At 31.2% G+C, this 17,433-nt stretch carries 11 protein-coding genes; 4 read left to right on the top strand and 7 right to left on the bottom strand.

The window, feature by feature from the left end:
• Genes O3802_RS03095 through mbhE form a run of 4 tightly spaced genes read right to left on the bottom strand, consistent with a single transcriptional unit; the run spans position 1 to position 4,615 of the window.
• Positions 1-1,482: a proton-conducting transporter transmembrane domain-containing protein gene (locus tag O3802_RS03095; protein WP_371458258.1), complete on the bottom strand. Its 1,482-nt coding sequence runs from the start codon at positions 1,480-1,482 to the stop codon at positions 1-3.
• Positions 1,475-1,834 (bottom strand): sodium:proton antiporter, encoded by a 360-nt coding sequence (locus tag O3802_RS03090; protein WP_371458257.1) that lies wholly within the window; start codon positions 1,832-1,834, stop codon positions 1,475-1,477. Before O3802_RS03090 ends, O3802_RS03095 begins: the two co-directional genes overlap by 8 nt.
• Entirely contained in the window at positions 1,834-2,259 is a 426-nt protein-coding gene (locus O3802_RS03085; RefSeq protein ID WP_371458256.1) for an MnhB domain-containing protein, read from the bottom strand. The genes O3802_RS03090 and O3802_RS03085 overlap by 1 nt, the downstream gene beginning before the upstream one ends.
• Positions 2,249-4,615: a hydrogen gas-evolving membrane-bound hydrogenase subunit E gene (gene mbhE, locus O3802_RS03080; RefSeq protein ID WP_371458255.1), complete on the bottom strand. Its 2,367-nt coding sequence runs from the start codon at positions 4,613-4,615 to the stop codon at positions 2,249-2,251. Before mbhE ends, O3802_RS03085 begins: the two co-directional genes overlap by 11 nt.
• A gap of 379 nt (positions 4,616-4,994) precedes the next feature.
• Here mbhE and deoD point away from each other — a divergent pair, with 379 nt between their 5' ends.
• Both deoD and O3802_RS03070 read left to right on the top strand, forming a co-directional pair.
• On the top strand, positions 4,995-5,705 hold the full coding sequence (gene deoD / locus O3802_RS03075) for a purine-nucleoside phosphorylase (protein ID WP_371458254.1): 711 nt from the start codon (positions 4,995-4,997) through the stop codon (positions 5,703-5,705).
• A 24-nt stretch (positions 5,706-5,729) separates the two neighbouring features.
• Positions 5,730-7,451 carry a phospho-sugar mutase gene (locus O3802_RS03070; protein ID WP_371458253.1) on the top strand — a complete coding sequence of 574 codons (1,722 nt, stop codon included), beginning with the start codon at positions 5,730-5,732 and terminating at the stop codon, positions 7,449-7,451.
• Between the two features lie 53 nt (positions 7,452-7,504).
• On the opposite strand, the gene O3802_RS03065 is transcribed toward O3802_RS03070, so the two are convergent.
• Positions 7,505-8,005: an acyl-CoA thioesterase gene (locus O3802_RS03065; RefSeq protein ID WP_004632665.1), complete on the bottom strand. Its 501-nt coding sequence runs from the start codon at positions 8,003-8,005 to the stop codon at positions 7,505-7,507.
• A gap of 220 nt (positions 8,006-8,225) precedes the next feature.
• Between O3802_RS03065 and pepT the strand changes: the two genes are divergently transcribed.
• Positions 8,226-9,452: a peptidase T gene (pepT, locus tag O3802_RS03060; RefSeq protein ID WP_371458252.1), complete on the top strand. Its 1,227-nt coding sequence runs from the start codon at positions 8,226-8,228 to the stop codon at positions 9,450-9,452.
• A 177-nt stretch (positions 9,453-9,629) separates the two neighbouring features.
• Here the strand turns inward: pepT and adhE are convergent, their stop codons facing one another.
• Positions 9,630-12,275, bottom strand: a complete 2,646-nt coding sequence (gene adhE / locus O3802_RS03055; protein ID WP_371458313.1) for a bifunctional acetaldehyde-CoA/alcohol dehydrogenase — start codon at positions 12,273-12,275, stop codon at positions 9,630-9,632.
• An 882-nt stretch (positions 12,276-13,157) separates the two neighbouring features.
• Here adhE and metG point away from each other — a divergent pair.
• On the top strand, positions 13,158-15,155 hold the full coding sequence (gene metG / locus O3802_RS03050; RefSeq protein ID WP_371458251.1) for a methionine--tRNA ligase: 1,998 nt from the start codon (positions 13,158-13,160) through the stop codon (positions 15,153-15,155).
• A gap of 94 nt (positions 15,156-15,249) precedes the next feature.
• Here the strand turns inward: metG and O3802_RS03045 are convergent, their stop codons facing one another.
• Positions 15,250-17,322 (bottom strand): transporter, encoded by a 2,073-nt coding sequence (locus O3802_RS03045; RefSeq protein WP_371458250.1) that lies wholly within the window; start codon positions 17,320-17,322, stop codon positions 15,250-15,252.
• Positions 17,323-17,433 lie beyond the last annotated feature (111 nt).

The following is a 17,433-nucleotide window of genomic DNA, read 5'->3' as shown; positions in this document are numbered from 1 at the left end:
TTATGCTCCTTTCTTAAGTACTAAATCAATGTATTGTTCAGGTTTCAAAATCATTTGGATTGCTTGCTCAAAGAAAGGATCCAATTGATTAGAATATATTCCTATAATGAAAGCAATAGCAACTAATGATACAAGTGGTATTAAAATCCCTTTTGGTAGAACTGTTAATATAAGGCTTTTATTAATATTATCATAGAAAATATTAAGGAATATTTTTATTAGAGAATAAAATACTACTAGACCTGAACCTGCGACAAGAACAGCAATCAATATATTATTATCCAGAACTAGTCCACGAATAATAAGTGCTTTACCATAAAAACCACTGAATGGTGGTACACCAGCTAGAGATAATACAATAATGAAGTAAGTCCATGCTAAGAGTGGATATTTATTTATTAAACCGCATTTTTTAAGAACTTTAACTCCGCTAACATATATTATTAATCCGACAACTATAAATAGTGCAGATTTTAGGAGGATATCATTAACAGCATAGAATAATGCTCCTTTAACTCCAAAAATATTTAAAGTTGCAGTCCCACAAACCATAACCCCAAGAGAAATAACTATATTAAAGATTACAATTTGCTTTAGATTTTTTTGATAAATGGCACCAATACATCCTGCAATGATAGAAATAGCCCCAAGAATTAATAAATATGATTTTATGAAGCTTGATGCGTAATAGAATAATCCATAAGTTCTAATAATAGAATATAAACCAACCTTTGTTAGCAGTGCAGCAAAAATTACTGATACAGCAATAGGTGGAGCTGCATATGATCTATTCATCCATGTAAATAATGGGAACAATGCACCTTTCATACAGAAAACAAAAATCATAACTGCTCCAACAAGATAAACACCTCGGCGGTCATCCATATTGGCAATGGTTTGTGAAATATACGCCATATTTAAACTACCAACAATCGTATATAAATAACCAATACTAATAACAAATAAACTTCCAGCAAAAACATTCATTAATACATAACTTATTGAAGATTTAAGCTGTTCTTTGTTAATACCTACTAAAAGGAGTAAGTATGAAGCCATAAGAAGTATCTCATAGAAAACAAAAAGGTTAAATATATCTCCAGTTGTAAATGCTCCGTTAACTCCAACCATGATTAATAAAAATCCAGGATAAAAGAAGCTAAGTTCACGTATTTTATCAATAGTTTTAAATGAATAAAATAGTGTAGCTAGAAATACTACGCTAGATGTTGTCACTAGAATACTATTTAAACCATCCAGTGTAAGTGTTATACCAAATGGACTTGCCCAATTCCCCATTTCTAATATTAAAATTTTGTGTTTATTTATTACATAAATATTATAGATAGAAAATCCAAGGGTAAGAATAGTAGCTATAAACGTTAAAAAGCGTTGCATACCTATTCTTTTTCTAAACAATATTGTAATTGCCGCGAATAAAAGAGGTATAAAAATTGGTATAACAGGTAAATTACTATGCATTTTTATTAACCTCCTTTATATGTTCTGTATCTTCTAACTCAATAACATTATCACTACCTTTTAGCTTATAGTTTGCGATATAAATTGAAATTAAAAGACATGTAACTGCAAATCCAATAACAATTGCAGTAAGGATTAATGCTGCTGGAACTGGATCAATATAATTTTTTCCCAGTTCTGAGATAATGGGAATATCTCCATCATATAATCCACCAGCAATTAGAATAATTAAGTTTGCGGCGTGCCCAAAAAGCCCAACACCAATGATAATACGCATCATACTCTTAGAAAGCATAAGGTAAACGCCAAATCCAACAAGAATACCACATAATATAATCATATAAAATTCCATTATTTACCATCCTTTCCAAAAGCTAAGATTATAGACATCAATACTCCAACAACAATTAAATATACGCCAAGGTCAAAAATTGCAGCTGTATGTAGTTCCATTTCACCCATAAGTGGCATATGGATGTGAGTAAAGTGATGTCTGAAGAAATTTTCACCTGTAACTATACCACTAAACGCAGTTCCGATTGAAAATAGTAATCCTAGAGCAGTGACATAAACATAATTAATAGGTAGCAATTTATTTACTTTATCAATTCCATAAGTGAACATTGCAAGGGCCAAAGCCATAGTACATAGTAGTCCGCCCACAAATCCACCACCAGGAAGAAAATGGCCACCAAAATATAAACTAAGTGATAGTAAAAATATACAACCTGAGATTATAATAGATAGTGATTTTAAAATAACATCATTAGTTTTCATCTTTAGGACCTCCTCGTTTGATAATTTTAAACATTGCATAAATAATTAGTGCTACCATTGTCATAACTGTAACTTCAAATAATGTATCAAATCCCCTGAAGTCAACAATAATAACATTAACTATATTTCCTCCACCAGAGGCAACAACATTATCAAAATAAAACTGGCTAATTTCTGATGGATGTTTATAAGCATATGCAACTAAACCAATAATGATAAAGCTGATTCCGCTAAGTGTAGCTATAATAGCATTAGTTAGTTTAAATGGTTGTTTTTCAACATGTTTTGTTTTGTCAGTTAATAGAATAAAGGCAACTAAGAAAATAATAGTTGAAATAGATTCTATAACAAATTGTGTCATTGCAAGGTCTGGTGCTCTGAAAGTAACATAAAGTGCAGTCATCATAAAGCCAATTCCAGATGAAAGGATAATAAGCACAAGGCGATTATATGTTTTAGCTAAAGCAATACAACACACAGCGATGCAAAGCCCAATAAAAATATTCATAATATGTACGGTAGAAAATTTATTTATAACAATTGGCGAACCAACTGCGAAGTATCCACCAATAATAGTTATAGATAAAACACTAAAGATATAACTCATATTTCTTCTAAGCTCGTTTGTAACAAATGTATCATGAAGAAGTGCACTTCCTTTGTGAAGCATATTTCCCAGACGGTTATACAAGCCATGAACAGAAAAGATAGTAGGGTTATATTTATATATATTGTTAGTGCTAGCATATAACTTATAAAGAACTCCAGCAACTATTATTATTAAAATAGAAGTAATTAGTTCTATTGAAAAGAAACTTCCGTGATGAACGTGATTAATAACTTCATTATTGGTAACATTGGTAGCAAGTGCCGCTTTTTGCGCAGGTATCACAACATAGTCTTTTATAAAAGTATTTATAATTACAAAAAATACTAGAATAATAGGCGCTATAAAAATATTGTTGTCTGGTAGGTGGATTCTTTTACCTTCAAGTTTATTTTTATCAAGAGTCCCCATAAAAGGTTTGAATGATAAAATAAATGAGTAAATGGCAGTTCCTAGTGCAGCGATAACTACTAGAATTGCGATTACAGTATAAAGAATACTAGAGCTAGTTAAACTATAAACAGCAGTTAAGAAGTACTCTTTTGAATAGAATCCACTTAAAGGAGGAATACCAGCCATTGAGAATCCAGCGATAACGCTAAGTATAAAACTAATTGGCATAAATTTACGAATACCGCGTAATTTATCTACATCACGCGTATTGAATGTATGATCGATAACACCAGTAATCATAAATAACCCAGCCTTAAATGCAGCATGATTAATGATATGGAAGCAAACAGCATAAAATGCAAAGGTATAAACATAGTTATTGTCATTATATAGACCTAAATTCGCTATACCTATCATTAAAGTCATCATACCTAGCTGACTTATAGTAGAGTAAGCTAAAATTCCTTTTAAATCTTTAAGGAAAATAGCAGAAATTGAACCAATAACCATTGTTAGAGTTCCAACAATGATTAATATATTTCCAAAGATAGGAGTAAATGAAAAAACTATACCTATTCTAAGAAGTAAATAGATACCTGCTTTAACCATTGTTGCAGAATGTAGATAGCTACTAATTGGCGTAGGAGCAGCCATAGCATCAGGTAACCAAATGTGGAATGGGAACTGTGCAGATTTAGTGAATGCCCCAAATAGTATTAATATCATTGCTATAAAATATGTAGTGTTAAAACCATGGTTATGACTATATTCTATAATTTCACTTATATTAAAGCTTCCAGTGATTCTATGAAGAATAAATATTCCTCCAAGCATTAAAACACCACCAAAAACTGTAATAATTAATGACTTCAACGCTCCTTTTCTTGAAGCATCATTTTCATGCCAATAACTAATTAGAAGAAAAGAAGACACAGAAGTCAGCTCCCAAAACATATACATACTTAGAAGGTTGTCAGATAAGACAACTCCTAACATTGCTGACATAAAAATTAATAAAAATATATAAAATTTATGTAATTTTTCGTCTGTTATGCTCATATAATAACAAGAGTATAATATTACTAATGTACCAATTCCTGTAATAAGAAGAGAAAATAATAATGATAAACCGTCTAATTTTAGGTTTATATCTAGTCCTACGTTAGAAGCAAATGAACAAGCTTTATAGATAGTACCACCTAAGTAGATATCTTTAATATTAAATACGAAATATCCAAATAAGATTAAAGGCACAATTATAACAAATTTACCAGTATGAATTTGTTTAAAGGTTCTCCTTAAAAATGGAACAAAGAACATTGCAATTACTGGTAAAAAGACGGCTAATTGTAACATATAAAAACCTCTTTCTAATAAATTTTATTCATAACATTTATTATATAATAAAATAGCTTAAAATACCATTAAAATTTATTTTTTAGAAAATTATTTTATATCTCAAATAAAATTATTATTTTAGTAAACGTGAATTTGTATCAATAAATCAACAAATTTTAATATTAAATACTACTTAACAGAGTCTAAATATTATTATAAAAACGATTTCAAAAACATATATAAAAGGAATGTTAAAAAAAGAATATAATGAAGAGTAGAGTGGTTACTGTGTACAAAATATAGATAATTATTTTTTTAATAACTCTTGATAACCCTTGTTTAAGAAAAAGAAAAAAGGTATAATAGAGTTATTAAATATCAACAGGGGGACAAATTGATGTCACATAAACAAACACCACATATTAAACCAAATGGAGTAGAAATTGCCGAAACTATTTTATTACCTGGAGATCCGCTTAGAGCCAAGTTTATAGCTGAAACATTTTTAGAAGATGCGGTTTGTTTCAATGAAGTACGTGGAATGCTTGGATATACTGGAACATACAAAGGTAAAAAGATTTCTGTAATGGGAACTGGGATGGGACCAGCTAGTATAGGTATTTATTCTTATGAATTAATTCATACTTTTGGAGTCAAAAACCTAATAAGAATAGGGACTTGCGGAGCGTTACAACCAGAAGTTAAATTATACGACGTAATTTTAGGAATGGGTTCATCAACTAATTCAAATTACATGCACCAATATAATATACCAGGGAATTATAGTTTAACAGCATCATTTGATTTACTATTAAAAGCGTACAATAAAGCTCAAGAAATGGGGCAACCAGTGCATGTGGGAAATATCTTATGTAGTGAGATTTTTTATAATGCTGATAAAGAAGCTATGAATAACTGGATTAAAATGGGTGTGCTAGCAGTAGAAATGGAGAGCACAGCATTGTATGCTAATGCAACAGCAGCAGGAGTAAATGCATTAACAATTTTAACAGTAAGTGATTCATTAGTTACTGGCGAAGAAACAACACCAGAAGAAAGACAAACAGCATTTACTAAAATGATGGAAATTGCATTAGGTTTAGCGTAAAAATATGTAAAAGGAGTAAAAACTATGACTAACTATCAAGAATTATATGAAAAATGGCTTAATAGTCCAGCTTTAACAGAAGAGGAAAAGCTTCAACTAAAAGCTGTGGGAAGCGATGAAATAGAAAAAGAAGATAGATTTTATAAAGAATTAGAATTTGGGACTGCAGGACTTCGTGGTAAAGTAGGAATGGGTTCAAACAGGATGAATCGTTTTATTATTGCACGTGCAACTAAAGCCTTAGCACAAACTATTATTGATAATGGTTTACAAGAAAAAGGTATAGCTATTGCACATGATCCACGTCTTTTTTCAAAAGAATTTGCAAAATTGGCAGCTTTAGTAATGGCTAGTAATGGAGTTAAAGCATATTTATTTGAAGATTTACGTCCAACTCCAGAATTGTCGTTTGCAGTTCGTTATTTAGGAACTGCTAGTGGAATTAATATTACTGCAAGCCACAATCCAAAAGAATACAATGGATACAAAGTATATTGGCAAGAAGGATCTCAAATTAAATCAGATATAAGTGATAAAGTTCTTGAATACATCAACTCAATGGATATTTTTGAAGAATATGTAACAATAACAGAAGAAGAAGCAAAAGCTAAAGGGTTGTTGGTTTATATTGGGGAAGAAGTTGATGAAGAATTCTATAAAGAATCTTTAGATTGTGCAATAAATGATGAAAATATAGATAAAAATATTTCTGTTGTTTATACACCACTTAATGGAGCAGGATACAAGGCTGTAACCACAGTTCTTGCACGTCGTGGCTTTGAAAATGTTCATGTTGTTGAAGAACAAAAAGATCCAGATGGAACATTCCCAACTATTGAATATCCAAATCCAGAAGATACTGCAGCGTTTGAATATAGTGAAAGATTAGCTAAAAAAGTTAATGCGGATATTCTTATTGCAACAGACCCTGACTGTGACCGTTTAGCAGTAGAGGCTATGCATAGCGGAGAAGTAGTATCATTTAATGGTAACCAAGTTGGAGCTATCTTAGTTCAATACGTAATTGAAAACTTAGCTAAGCAAGGGAAGTTACCAGAAAATCCTGTTTTAGTAAAATCTATCGTTACTTCTAAAATGGTAGAACCATTATGTAAAGAATATGGAGTTGAGGTAATAGACGTTCTTACAGGTTTTAAAAATATTTGTGCATTACCTAATGAATGGGATAATACAGGTGAGAAAAACTATGTTATGGGATATGAGGAAAGTATCGGTTATAATGTAGGAACATTCTTAAGAGATAAAGATGGTGTTACTATCGCTATGTTATTAGTAGAAGCAGCAGCATTCTACAAAAAACAAGGCAAAACATTAGTTAATGTTCTAGATGAATTTTATGAAAAATATGGTTATTACCTAGATAAAACTATTTCAATCGTACTTGAAGGAGCAGCAGGAGCGCAAAGAATTAAACGTATGATGAAACAATATCGTGAAATCTTTGCACGTGAGATTGCAGGAAGCGAAGTAGTTGCAGTAACTGATTACTTAACTCAAAAAGAGAAAACAGTAGCTACTGGAGAAGAAAAAGCTATTGATATTGAAAAAACAGATGCTGTTAAATTCAGTTATGCGGATGAATCTTGGTATACATTAAGACCAAGTGGAACAGAACCAAAAGTTAAGCTTTACATTTATGTAAAAGACGAAAATAAAGATGTAGCAGAAGAGAAGTTAGTTAAATTTGAAGAAAAAGTTTTAGAATTACTTTATTCTATCGACTAATTAATATAAAAGAAGTAAAGTACTTATATGTTAGAAAGTACTTTACTTTTTTGTTATTTATTATAGTATTTTAAATATTCTTTACAAAAAGCACGAGCAGTTAATTTTCCACTTTGTCTATCGGCATATGTTCCACTTACAAATTTTGAAATTTCATCTGTATATTCTACTTTTGGTAGTGGATTTTCAAGAACAGTTTCTTTGTTAAGGGCGAAAGTAGAAAAACAAATTCCTACTAAACGAGTCTGTCTTGTTTCGTGATTGAATGCACTTAGTTCAGCAAAAATTTCAACACTTCGGGTCCCAACTCTCGAAATATAACTATCTATTATAAGTGCTTCATGTCGATGGACAACATCTAAGAATTGATAAGTATCAATACTTGCAGTGAAAAATGGTAAGTGAGTATATCTTCTTATAACTAATCCTTGAACATCATCTAGCCAATAAAGAGTTTGACCTCCAAATAATGTATCATGTCTATTCATATGATTAGGGTAAATTGTATGGAAATTTTCTACTCTAGTATCTTTATAATTAATAACCTCTTGCATAGGTGTTCTCCTTGTTATATATTTTAATAGTTTTCCTATAATGTGAATCAATAAATTTATTTATATTTATAAAATTTTTGAATATATGATTTATTGTACCATATTAAAGAAAATATATTAAGAGAAAAATATAAATTATAAATTAAAAATTATAACCTTTACATTTAGTGAAAGAGTATATTATAATGGAGTAAATAACAAATAAATGAGGTGGAGAATAATGAAATATGAAACAATGTTAGAAAGATTTCTAGGTTATGTTAATTTCAAAACTAGGTCTGATGCGAATAGTAAAACAATTCCATCAACTCCTGAGCAAAAAGATTTTTTAAGAATGTTAAAGGGGCAATTAGAAGATCTTAAATTAAATGATATAGTCCTTAATGAAGAAAATTGGTTTTTAACAGCGACATTACCGGCTAATACTAATAAACCTTATGATACGATTGGGTTTATTTCTCACGTTGATACAGCTGACTTTAATGTAGAGGGAATTAACCCGCAAGTAGTAAAAAATTATGATGGAGGAGATATAGTTCTTAATAAAGAAAAAAATATTATTATGACAACAAAAGAGTTTCCAAATCTTAAAAACTACAAAGGATTAACTTTAATTACTACTGATGGAACAACTTTATTGGGTGCTGATGATAAAGCAGGTATTGTAGAAATTGTTGAAGCTATAAAATATTTAAGTGAACATCCTGAGATAGAACATGGAGACATCAGAATTGCTTTTGGACCAGATGAAGAAATTGGACGCGGAGCAGATCACTTTGATGCCAAAGGATTTGGGACAGAGTATGCTTATACTATGGATGGAAGTGTCCTTGGAGAACTTCAATATGAAAGCTTTAATGCTGCACAAATTACATATAAAATCACTGGTGTAAGTGTACATCCAGGAACCGCTAAAGGAAAAATGAAAAATGCTAATATGATCGCGGCTGAATTAGCAATGCTATTCCCAGAAAAAGAAGTACCAGAGCACACAGATGATTATGAAGGCTTTTTCTTACTTTATAACATGGAAGCACGCATAGAATCTGCTGAAATGAGTTATATAATTCGAGATCATGACAAAGAGAAATTCTTAGCCCGTAAAAAATTTGCAGAAGAAGTAGCAGCTAAAATAAATGCTAAGTATGGTAATGTTGTTGAGTATGAAATGTATGATCAATATTATAATATGGGAGACGTTATAAAAGAAGATAAACGTTGTGTAGATATAGCAGAACAAGCTATGAAAAATGCTGATGTTGTTCCTATAATTATTCCAATTCGCGGAGGAACAGACGGATCAAAAATTTCATATATGGGTATTCCAACACCAAACATATTTGTTGGTGGAGAAAACTTCCATGGACAATATGAATTTAGTTGTCTAGAGCACATGAAAAAAGCATCAGATGTAATTGTGGAGATTGCAAAATTAGCAAAAAAGTAGAAAAGATTACACCGTGGTGTGATCGATAATTAGCAGATAAGATTGTAAAATTATGGATAATCCTAATTAGATCATCCTTAAATTTTACAATCTTATTTTAATGTATATTAAATTGAAATGAAGAAACCCTATTAACTTGAAAGTGCTAATAGGGTTTCTCTGTTATATTGATTTTAATTATTTATTTTCTTCGTATTTTTTCTTATCATATCCAAACCATGCAGCCTCCATAATACCTTCTAAATCTTTTAATAGTGCAAGGCGAGGGTTTGCTGGAGTACATTGATCTTCATATGCATCTAGAGAAAGTTGACGAAGTTCCGCTTTGAATGCTTCATAATCAACTCCATGGTCTTTGAAACACATAGGACAACCAACACGTTTACCAAGTTCGAATACTGCTTGTGCATAAGATTCAACACCTTCTTCAGGAGTATCTGCTTTTAACCCTAACATGCGAGCAATGTTTTGGAATCTTTCAGCTGCTTGATAATGCTCATATTTTGGCCAAATAGATACTTTACCAGGTTGTGTACCGTTGTAACGGATAACGTATGGAAGTAAAGTAGCATTTGTTTCACCATGAATAGTATGGAATTTACCACCAATTTTGTGAGCCATAGAGTGACAAATACCTAGGAAAGCATTTGCAAATGCCATACCAGCTAAACATGAAGCATTATGCATTTTTTCACGAGCTTCTTTATCGAATTCTTTTACTGATTTTTCAAGGTTATCGAATACAATTTTTATTGCTTGTAGAGCGATACCGTCAGTATAATCATTTGCTAAGATAGAAGTGTATGCTTCTGTAGCGTGAGTAAGAACGTCCATACCAGTGGCAGCTGTAGGGCGGGCTGGTACAGTCATAACCATATTTGGATCAACGATAGCAACATGAGGAGTAAGTGCATAGTCAGCTAGCGGATATTTTTTACCGTGTTCTTTATCAGAAATAACTGCAAATGGTGTAACTTCACTACCAGTACCTGAAGTAGTTGCTACACAGATAAACTTAGCTTTATTACCTAAATGAGGATATTTTACAGTACGTTTTCTGATATCCATGAATTTTTGAACTAACTCTTTAAAGTCTGCATCAGGTCTTTCATAGAATAACCACATAATCTTACCTGCATCCATAGCAGAACCACCACCAAGTGCAACAATAGCATTTGGTTTAAATGCATTCATTATTTCTAAACCACGACGAACAGTTGTGATATCTGGGTTAGGTTCAACACCAGCAAATACCTCATATTGAACTTTATTTGAACGACGGTTTAGTTGATCGATGACACGTGCTGCGAATCCAAGTTTAACCATAGATTCATCAGTTACTATCATTACCCTCTCTAAACCCTCCATTTCACTTAAATATCTAATAGCATTTGGTTCGAAATATATTTTAGGTGGAATTTTATACCATTGTAAATTATTATTTCTTCGACCGATTAACTTTATATTTAGAAGGTTTACAGCACTAACGTTTCCAGAAACTGAGTTTCCTCCGAAGCTACCACATCCTAATGTAAGTGATGGAATGAATGCATTATACACATCCCCGATACCACCGAATGTAGATGGAGAATTCCAAACAATACGGCAAGCTCTAACCACTTTACCGAATTCTTCAGCAACATCTGCATTTTGTGTATGAATAGCCGCACTGTGCCCTAATCCGTTAAATTCTACCATTTGACGAGATTTTTCAATACCATCTTCTGTACTAGTAGATTTAAGAACAGCTAATACTGGTGAAAGTTTTTCACGAGTGAGAGGTTCGTTAACCCCTACTTCTTTACATTCTGCAGCTAGAATAACAGTACCTTTTGGAACTTCAAATCCTGCCATTTTTGCAATATCTTCAGCATATTTACCAACTATCACAGAATTTAGTTTTGCAGTTTCAACATCTTGTGAGTAAGCTTGCACACCGAATAATAATTTTTCTAATTTAGCCTTTTCTTCAGCGTTAACGAAGTAAACGCGATGTGCTTTTATAAGTTTGATAAATTCATCGTAAATTTCTCTATCCACGATTGCAGCTTGTTCACTCGCGCAAATCATTCCATTATCAAATGCTTTACCTAAAACTATGTCATTAACAGCTTGTTTTAATTTAGCTTCTTTATGTACATAAGCTGGTACGTTACCAGGTCCAACCCCAAGAGCAGGTTTACCACATGAGTAAGCTGCTTTAACCATAGCGCCACCACCAGTAGCAAGGATAGTAGAAACGCCAGGGTGTTTCATTAAAGCATTAGTTCCATCTAAAGTAGGTTTTTCAATGAATTGAATACAGTTTTCAGGAGCGCCAGCTTTAATAGCAGCGTCTCTCACTATGCGTGCAGCTTTTTTAGAACATTCATTAGCAGATGGATGGAAGCTAAAAATAATAGGGTTACGAGTTTTTAAAGCAATAAGTGATTTAAAAACTGTAGTTGATGTAGGGTTTGTAGTAGGAACTACCCCACAGATAACTCCAACAGGCTCAGCAATTGCTATAAGACCGTCTGATTCGTCTCTGTCAACAATACCAACTGTTTTTAGGCCGCGAAGGTTATTTGTAATATATTCAGCAGCGTATAGATTTTTAATAGCTTTATCTTCTATATTACCACGCCCTGTTTCTTCTACAGCGGCAATAGCTAAAGGTCCATGTTCTTCTACAGCAGCCACAGCCGCTGCTTGAACAATGGCATCAATTTTTTCTTGATTGTCTATTTTTCTAAATTCATCTAAAGCAGTTAGAGCTTTATTTACTAGTATATCTACTTCTTGTACAGCATCATTATTTACTACTTTTTCTTTTACCATAATAATTTCCTCCCTAAAAGATCATTTAATTATAACGTATATTCATAAAGTGTTATATATTAATATTTTTAAAATTAAAATTATTTTATAATTTAAGGTATAAATTTTAAAATTTTTAAATATATTAAAAGAAGGGATTTAAAATAATTTAATTTAGATAAAATGTTAATTTATAACCTTAAACATTAATTATTTTTTTTGCAGTGGTGTCGACTACCTTGCAATTTCAGTATAACATGAAACAGCTTTAAAATGGAAGTATAAGCTAAATAAATATAAAAACAAGAAAATGAAAATAAAAGAAGAGGAGGTTTCATCTTTTTCTGTAAAAATATAAATCGATATAGATAAGAGAATGGTTAAAAACATAAACAGAGTGTTCTATAGTCGTTAGTTTAATCTTTTGCAAAAATATAAAAAAGCATTAATTTCTGTTATATAATAAATAGTATTATAACAAAAGTAGAATTTGTATAAGATTTTTGATTTATTTATACAAAGTAAAACAATATATAAATTTGCTTTTTTGTAAATGATATACTTTATCATTTACAAAAGATAAGGTGTATCAAAAAATAAGTTAGAGAATATAGTTTTAAAAAGGTATAATATTCATATTTTCCATAAGTAAAGTTAAGATAGTTATGGAGTTAATGATTTGAAATTAATAAGTAATTTGAGGTGAATAATTAATCTAATTTAGGAAATAGTATGTTGTATTATGAATAATATATTTATCTCTATATATTAATTTATATATAGTAAGGAATTCTAAAGTTTTAAAATTTTTAAAAAATATAAATAAAAGCTATACAATTAAACAGAATATATGATAAAATGATTAAGTATATATTAATGAAAAAACTGATGAGAGGAGAATGTAGAATGATGAAAAAAACATTTTACGTTACAACACCGATTTATTACCCAAGTGGTAATTTACATATCGGCCATGCATACACAACTGTGGCATGTGATGCATTAACTAGATATAAAAAATTAAGCGGTTTTGATACTTATTTTTTAACAGGAACTGATGAACATGGTCAAAAAATTCAACAAAAAGCACAAGAAAAAGGTGTTAGCGAGCAGCAGTATGTTGATGATATGATAAAAGATATAAAAAAGTTATGGTCTGCAATGGATATAGATTACAGTAAATTTATTCGTACAACAGATGGATATCACGAAAGAGCAGTTGCTGAAATCTTTGAACGACTTGTAGAAAAAGGTGATATTTATCTAGGGGAATATAAAGGTTGGTATTCGATTAGTGATGAGGAGTACTTCACAGAGACACAACTTCAAGAGGTATTTCGTGATGAAGATGGGAATATGATTGGTGGTATTGCTCCAAGCGGTAATGAAGTAAAGCTTGTGAGTGAAGAATGTTACTTCTTTAAAATGAGCAAGTATACAGACCGTTTAGTTAAGTATTACGATGAACACCCAGAGTTTATCTTACCTGAAAGTCGTAAAAATGAAATGTTAAACAACTTTATTAAACCTGGATTAGAGGATTTGGCGGTAACACGTACTACTTTTGATTGGGGAGTTAAAGTTAAATCAAACCCGAAACATGTTGTTTATGTGTGGATTGATGCACTTGTTAACTATATTACAGCATTAGGATATGCAACTGGAGAAAGTGAAGAGTTATTTAATAAATATTGGCCTGCTGATGTTCAAGTAGTAGGTAAAGAAATCGTTCGTTTCCACGTTATTTACTGGCCGATATTGCTTATGGCATTGGATTTACCTCTTCCTAAAAAAATATTTGCTCATGGTTGGCTATTGATGAAAGATGGTAAAATGAGTAAGTCAAAAGGTAATGTAGTAGATCCATATATGTTAATTGAGCGTTATGGTTTGGATGCGGCTAGATATTATCTGCTTAGAGAAGTTCCATTTGGACAAGATGGTATTTTCACACCGGAAAGCTTTATTGATAGAATAAACTCAGATCTTTCTAATGATCTAGGAAACCTCCTTAATAGAACAATTTCTATGATAAATAAATATTGTAATGGGGTAATACCAAAATTTGTTGAACCAACAACTGAATTTGATACTGAACTTATTGAACTATCAAAAGAAGTTATAGATGAATATGATGGTTATATGGAAAATATGCAATTTTCTAAAGCGTTAGAATCAGTATGGAAATTTATTTCTAGAACTAATAAATATATTGATCAAACTACACCTTGGATTTTAGCTAAAGATGAAGCTAGTAAGACTGAATTAGATAAGGTAATGAATTACTTAGCGGAAAGTTTGAGAATTGCAACTATTTTAATCAGTCCAGCATTAACTAATGCACCAAAAGAAATTAAAGTTCAACTAGGACTTTCAGACGATTTATTGACATTCGAAACAGCAAAAACTTTTGGCGTATTTGATGGCACTACTAAAGTTGTAGAAAAACCAACTCCGATATTCCCTCGTTTTGATAAAGAAGTAGAAGTAGAGTATATTAAAGAGCAAATGTCTCCCAAGGCACTGGCTAATTTAGAAACTGAAGATAAAGTAGAAGAGGGTACTTATGTGGAGTTGGCGGAAGAAATAACAATAGATAAATTCTTTGAAACGTCTTTAAGAGTGGCACAAGTACTCGAATGTGAAAAAGTTAAGAAAAGCTCAAAATTACTTAAATTTAAATTAGATTTAGGAAATCATCAAAGACAAATTGTTTCTGGTATTGCAAAATATTATAAACCAGAAGATTTAATCGGGAAAAAAGTAGCTGTGGTTGCTAACTTGAAACCTGTTAAGCTTTGTGGCGAATTAAGTGAAGGTATGATACTTTCGGCAGAAAAAGATGGAATTTTACGTGTTGTAGAAATTAATGTTGATATACCTAATGGGGCAGAAATAAGATAAAAAAAGCTGTTCAAGTAAATTCACTTGAACAGCTTTTGATATACTCTATGTAAAAGGAGTTGATTAATTTACTGTAATCAACTCCTTTTTACTATTATCTATTTCTTTGTGTTGTATTTTGTGTAGTACTATTTCTTTGACTATTTGAACTATTCTTATCTTCTTTATTTATGTTTTTAGAATTTGCAGATTCTCGATTAACTTCTGTTAAACGAACAGGATTAACAGGAATGAATGAACCGTCTGTGATATGGTAGATTAATCTATTATTTTTTGATATGCCATAACCACTAATATTAAGAACAGCTCCATTACTCATTGTTACTCTTACATCATTAATTTCTTGGTCTTTATAGACATTTTGTGATGCTAAGAATTTAATAGCAACTTGACGTGATACAAAATTAGAGAAATTATCATTTTTCTTATCGACGCTAACGAATTTCTCATTAGCAGTAACAAATTGTCCAGCATGATCTCCTGATGAAATACGATACATCATATAACCAGCGGGTGAAACCAATTTGTCAACAGTAAACTTAGTTCCAGCTTCAATAACGTCTCCAGTATCTGACCAATTTGCAGATTTAAACGTATGTAGTTTCTTATTAACTGTAATTTCTCGATTAACATCAAATGAATAAGAAACAAATGTTCCAGCTAGTTTTGCTGTTATCTCTTCATCTTGTGCTTCTAAATCGATTCGAGCAGCATTAGCTTTTTCTTGAGCTTCTAAAATTTTTGCTCTTTCTTCAGCTTCTTTTTGTTTTTTCATCTCATCAGTAGTATCTACAGCGGTAGTTTGAAGATCATCAAAACTAACATAATGTTCCTTAGCAGATGAAATAAACTTAAGCATAATCAAAAAGCATAAAGACAATAATATCGCTAGGATGAAAGAAGTAGCTATTTTGACTTTAATATTTTTAGCAGTCTTATTAATGCCGTTATAGTCTTTAACCTCTTTCTTGAAAATATATTTCAGCACAAATGCTTTTATAGAAGTAAAAGCAGCAATAAATATATTTTCTAATTTGTTTTCATGATTTTTAACTTTGAAGATAGTCTCATCTTCATTTACAACCTCTTTTTTAATACTATAAATTTCTTTTTTGAATCCATCAATTTTATGCCCGAGTTCAAGATTTTTTTGGATTTTTTCTATTAATTTTTTTTCGGCTGCAATATCTTTTTGGAGTATTTGTTTTTGAGTTAAAAGGGTACCTAAACGTTTTTCCTCTAATAGTATTTGTTCTTTTTCAGCATTTCTATTTTTTAATTTGTTAATAGAAAGTGCTTTTTCTCCAATCTTATCTTCCAAGGCTATTAAAGAAGTATTTAAAGCAAGAAGATTATTCTCGTGTTCTTTTTTCTCATTTTCTTTCTCAAGAAATTCAATTTTTTTCAAATCTTCCGCTAGTTTAAATTCTTTATCTTTTTTTTGGAATAATTTTCTTCTTTGTTCAGCCTGTTCTTTTTCAATACGTTCACGTTCTAAGCGTTCTTCCTCGCGTTTACGAGCTTTTTCTTCCTCGATACGTTGTCGTTCAAGCTCTTTTTCACGGGCAATACGTTCACGTTCTAAGCGTTCTTCCTCGCGTTTACGAGCTTTTTCTTCCTCGATACGTTGTCGTTCGAGCTCTTTTTCACGAGCAATACGTTCACGTTCTAAGCGTTCTTCCTCGCGTTTACGAGCTTTTTCTTCCTCGATACGTTGTCGTTCAAGCTCTTTTTCACGAGCAATACGCTCACGTTCTAAGCGTTCTTCCTCGCGTTTACGAGCTTTTTCTTCTTCGATACGTTGTCGTTCGAGCTCTTTTTCACGAGCAATGCGTTCAGCTTCTAATCGCTCTTGTTCGGCTCTATCTGCCATATTCTTTTTATGTTCTTCTTCAATACGTTTTTGCTCTTTTTCGAATTTTTTTCTCGCGCTTTCTAGTTTAAATGCGCGTTCTTTTGCTTCCTTTTCTTTTCTCTTTAATTCTTCCTCTAAAACAATATCATCAGCTTGAGTTATATTTTCATCATCAGTTGTTTGCTTCTCATTTTTGAAGTTCAAAATTTTTACTTGTTGTTTTAGACGGTTAAAAAAAGATACGTTCTTTGCTTGTGAGTCTGTGTTAGATGAATTATCATTATTTAACTTATCTTTTTCTTCTTTTGTCATTCTTACAATCCTTTCATATAACTCTAATATTAACATTATACCACAAAACTATATCATAACTACATAAAAAACAACTAAAATAGTTGAAAAAACTTTGAAGTCTAATTGAAA

It is taken from the genome of Gemella sp. 27098_8_92 (assembly GCF_041433685.1).
In the GTDB taxonomy this organism is placed as follows: Bacteria; Bacillota; Bacilli; order Staphylococcales; family Gemellaceae; genus Gemella.
Note: the sequence above shows the minus strand (reverse complement) of the source record. Positions and strands in the feature narration are given on the sequence as shown.

What these genes read in the sequence shown, in the direction of transcription:
- O3802_RS03065 (WP_004632665.1), bottom strand. Translation starts at nt 8,005, where the DNA reads ATGCAAGAGGTTATTAATTATAAAGATACTAGAGTAGAAAATTTCCAT.
- O3802_RS03085 (WP_371458256.1), bottom strand. Translation starts at nt 2,259, where the DNA reads ATGAAAACTAATGATGTTATTTTAAAATCACTATCTATTATAATCTCA.
- O3802_RS03045 (WP_371458250.1), bottom strand. Translation starts at nt 17,322, where the DNA reads ATGACAAAAGAAGAAAAAGATAAGTTAAATAATGATAATTCATCTAAC.
- O3802_RS03095 (WP_371458258.1), bottom strand. Translation starts at nt 1,482, where the DNA reads ATGCATAGTAATTTACCTGTTATACCAATTTTTATACCTCTTTTATTC.
- mbhE (WP_371458255.1), bottom strand. Translation starts at nt 4,615, where the DNA reads ATGTTACAATTAGCCGTCTTTTTACCAGTAATTGCAATGTTCTTTGTT.
- metG (WP_371458251.1), top strand. Translation starts at nt 13,158, where the DNA reads ATGATGAAAAAAACATTTTACGTTACAACACCGATTTATTACCCAAGT.
- pepT (WP_371458252.1), top strand. Translation starts at nt 8,226, where the DNA reads ATGAAATATGAAACAATGTTAGAAAGATTTCTAGGTTATGTTAATTTC.
- O3802_RS03070 (WP_371458253.1), top strand. Translation starts at nt 5,730, where the DNA reads ATGACTAACTATCAAGAATTATATGAAAAATGGCTTAATAGTCCAGCT.
- O3802_RS03090 (WP_371458257.1), bottom strand. Translation starts at nt 1,834, where the DNA reads ATGGAATTTTATATGATTATATTATGTGGTATTCTTGTTGGATTTGGC.
- deoD (WP_371458254.1), top strand. Translation starts at nt 4,995, where the DNA reads ATGTCACATAAACAAACACCACATATTAAACCAAATGGAGTAGAAATT.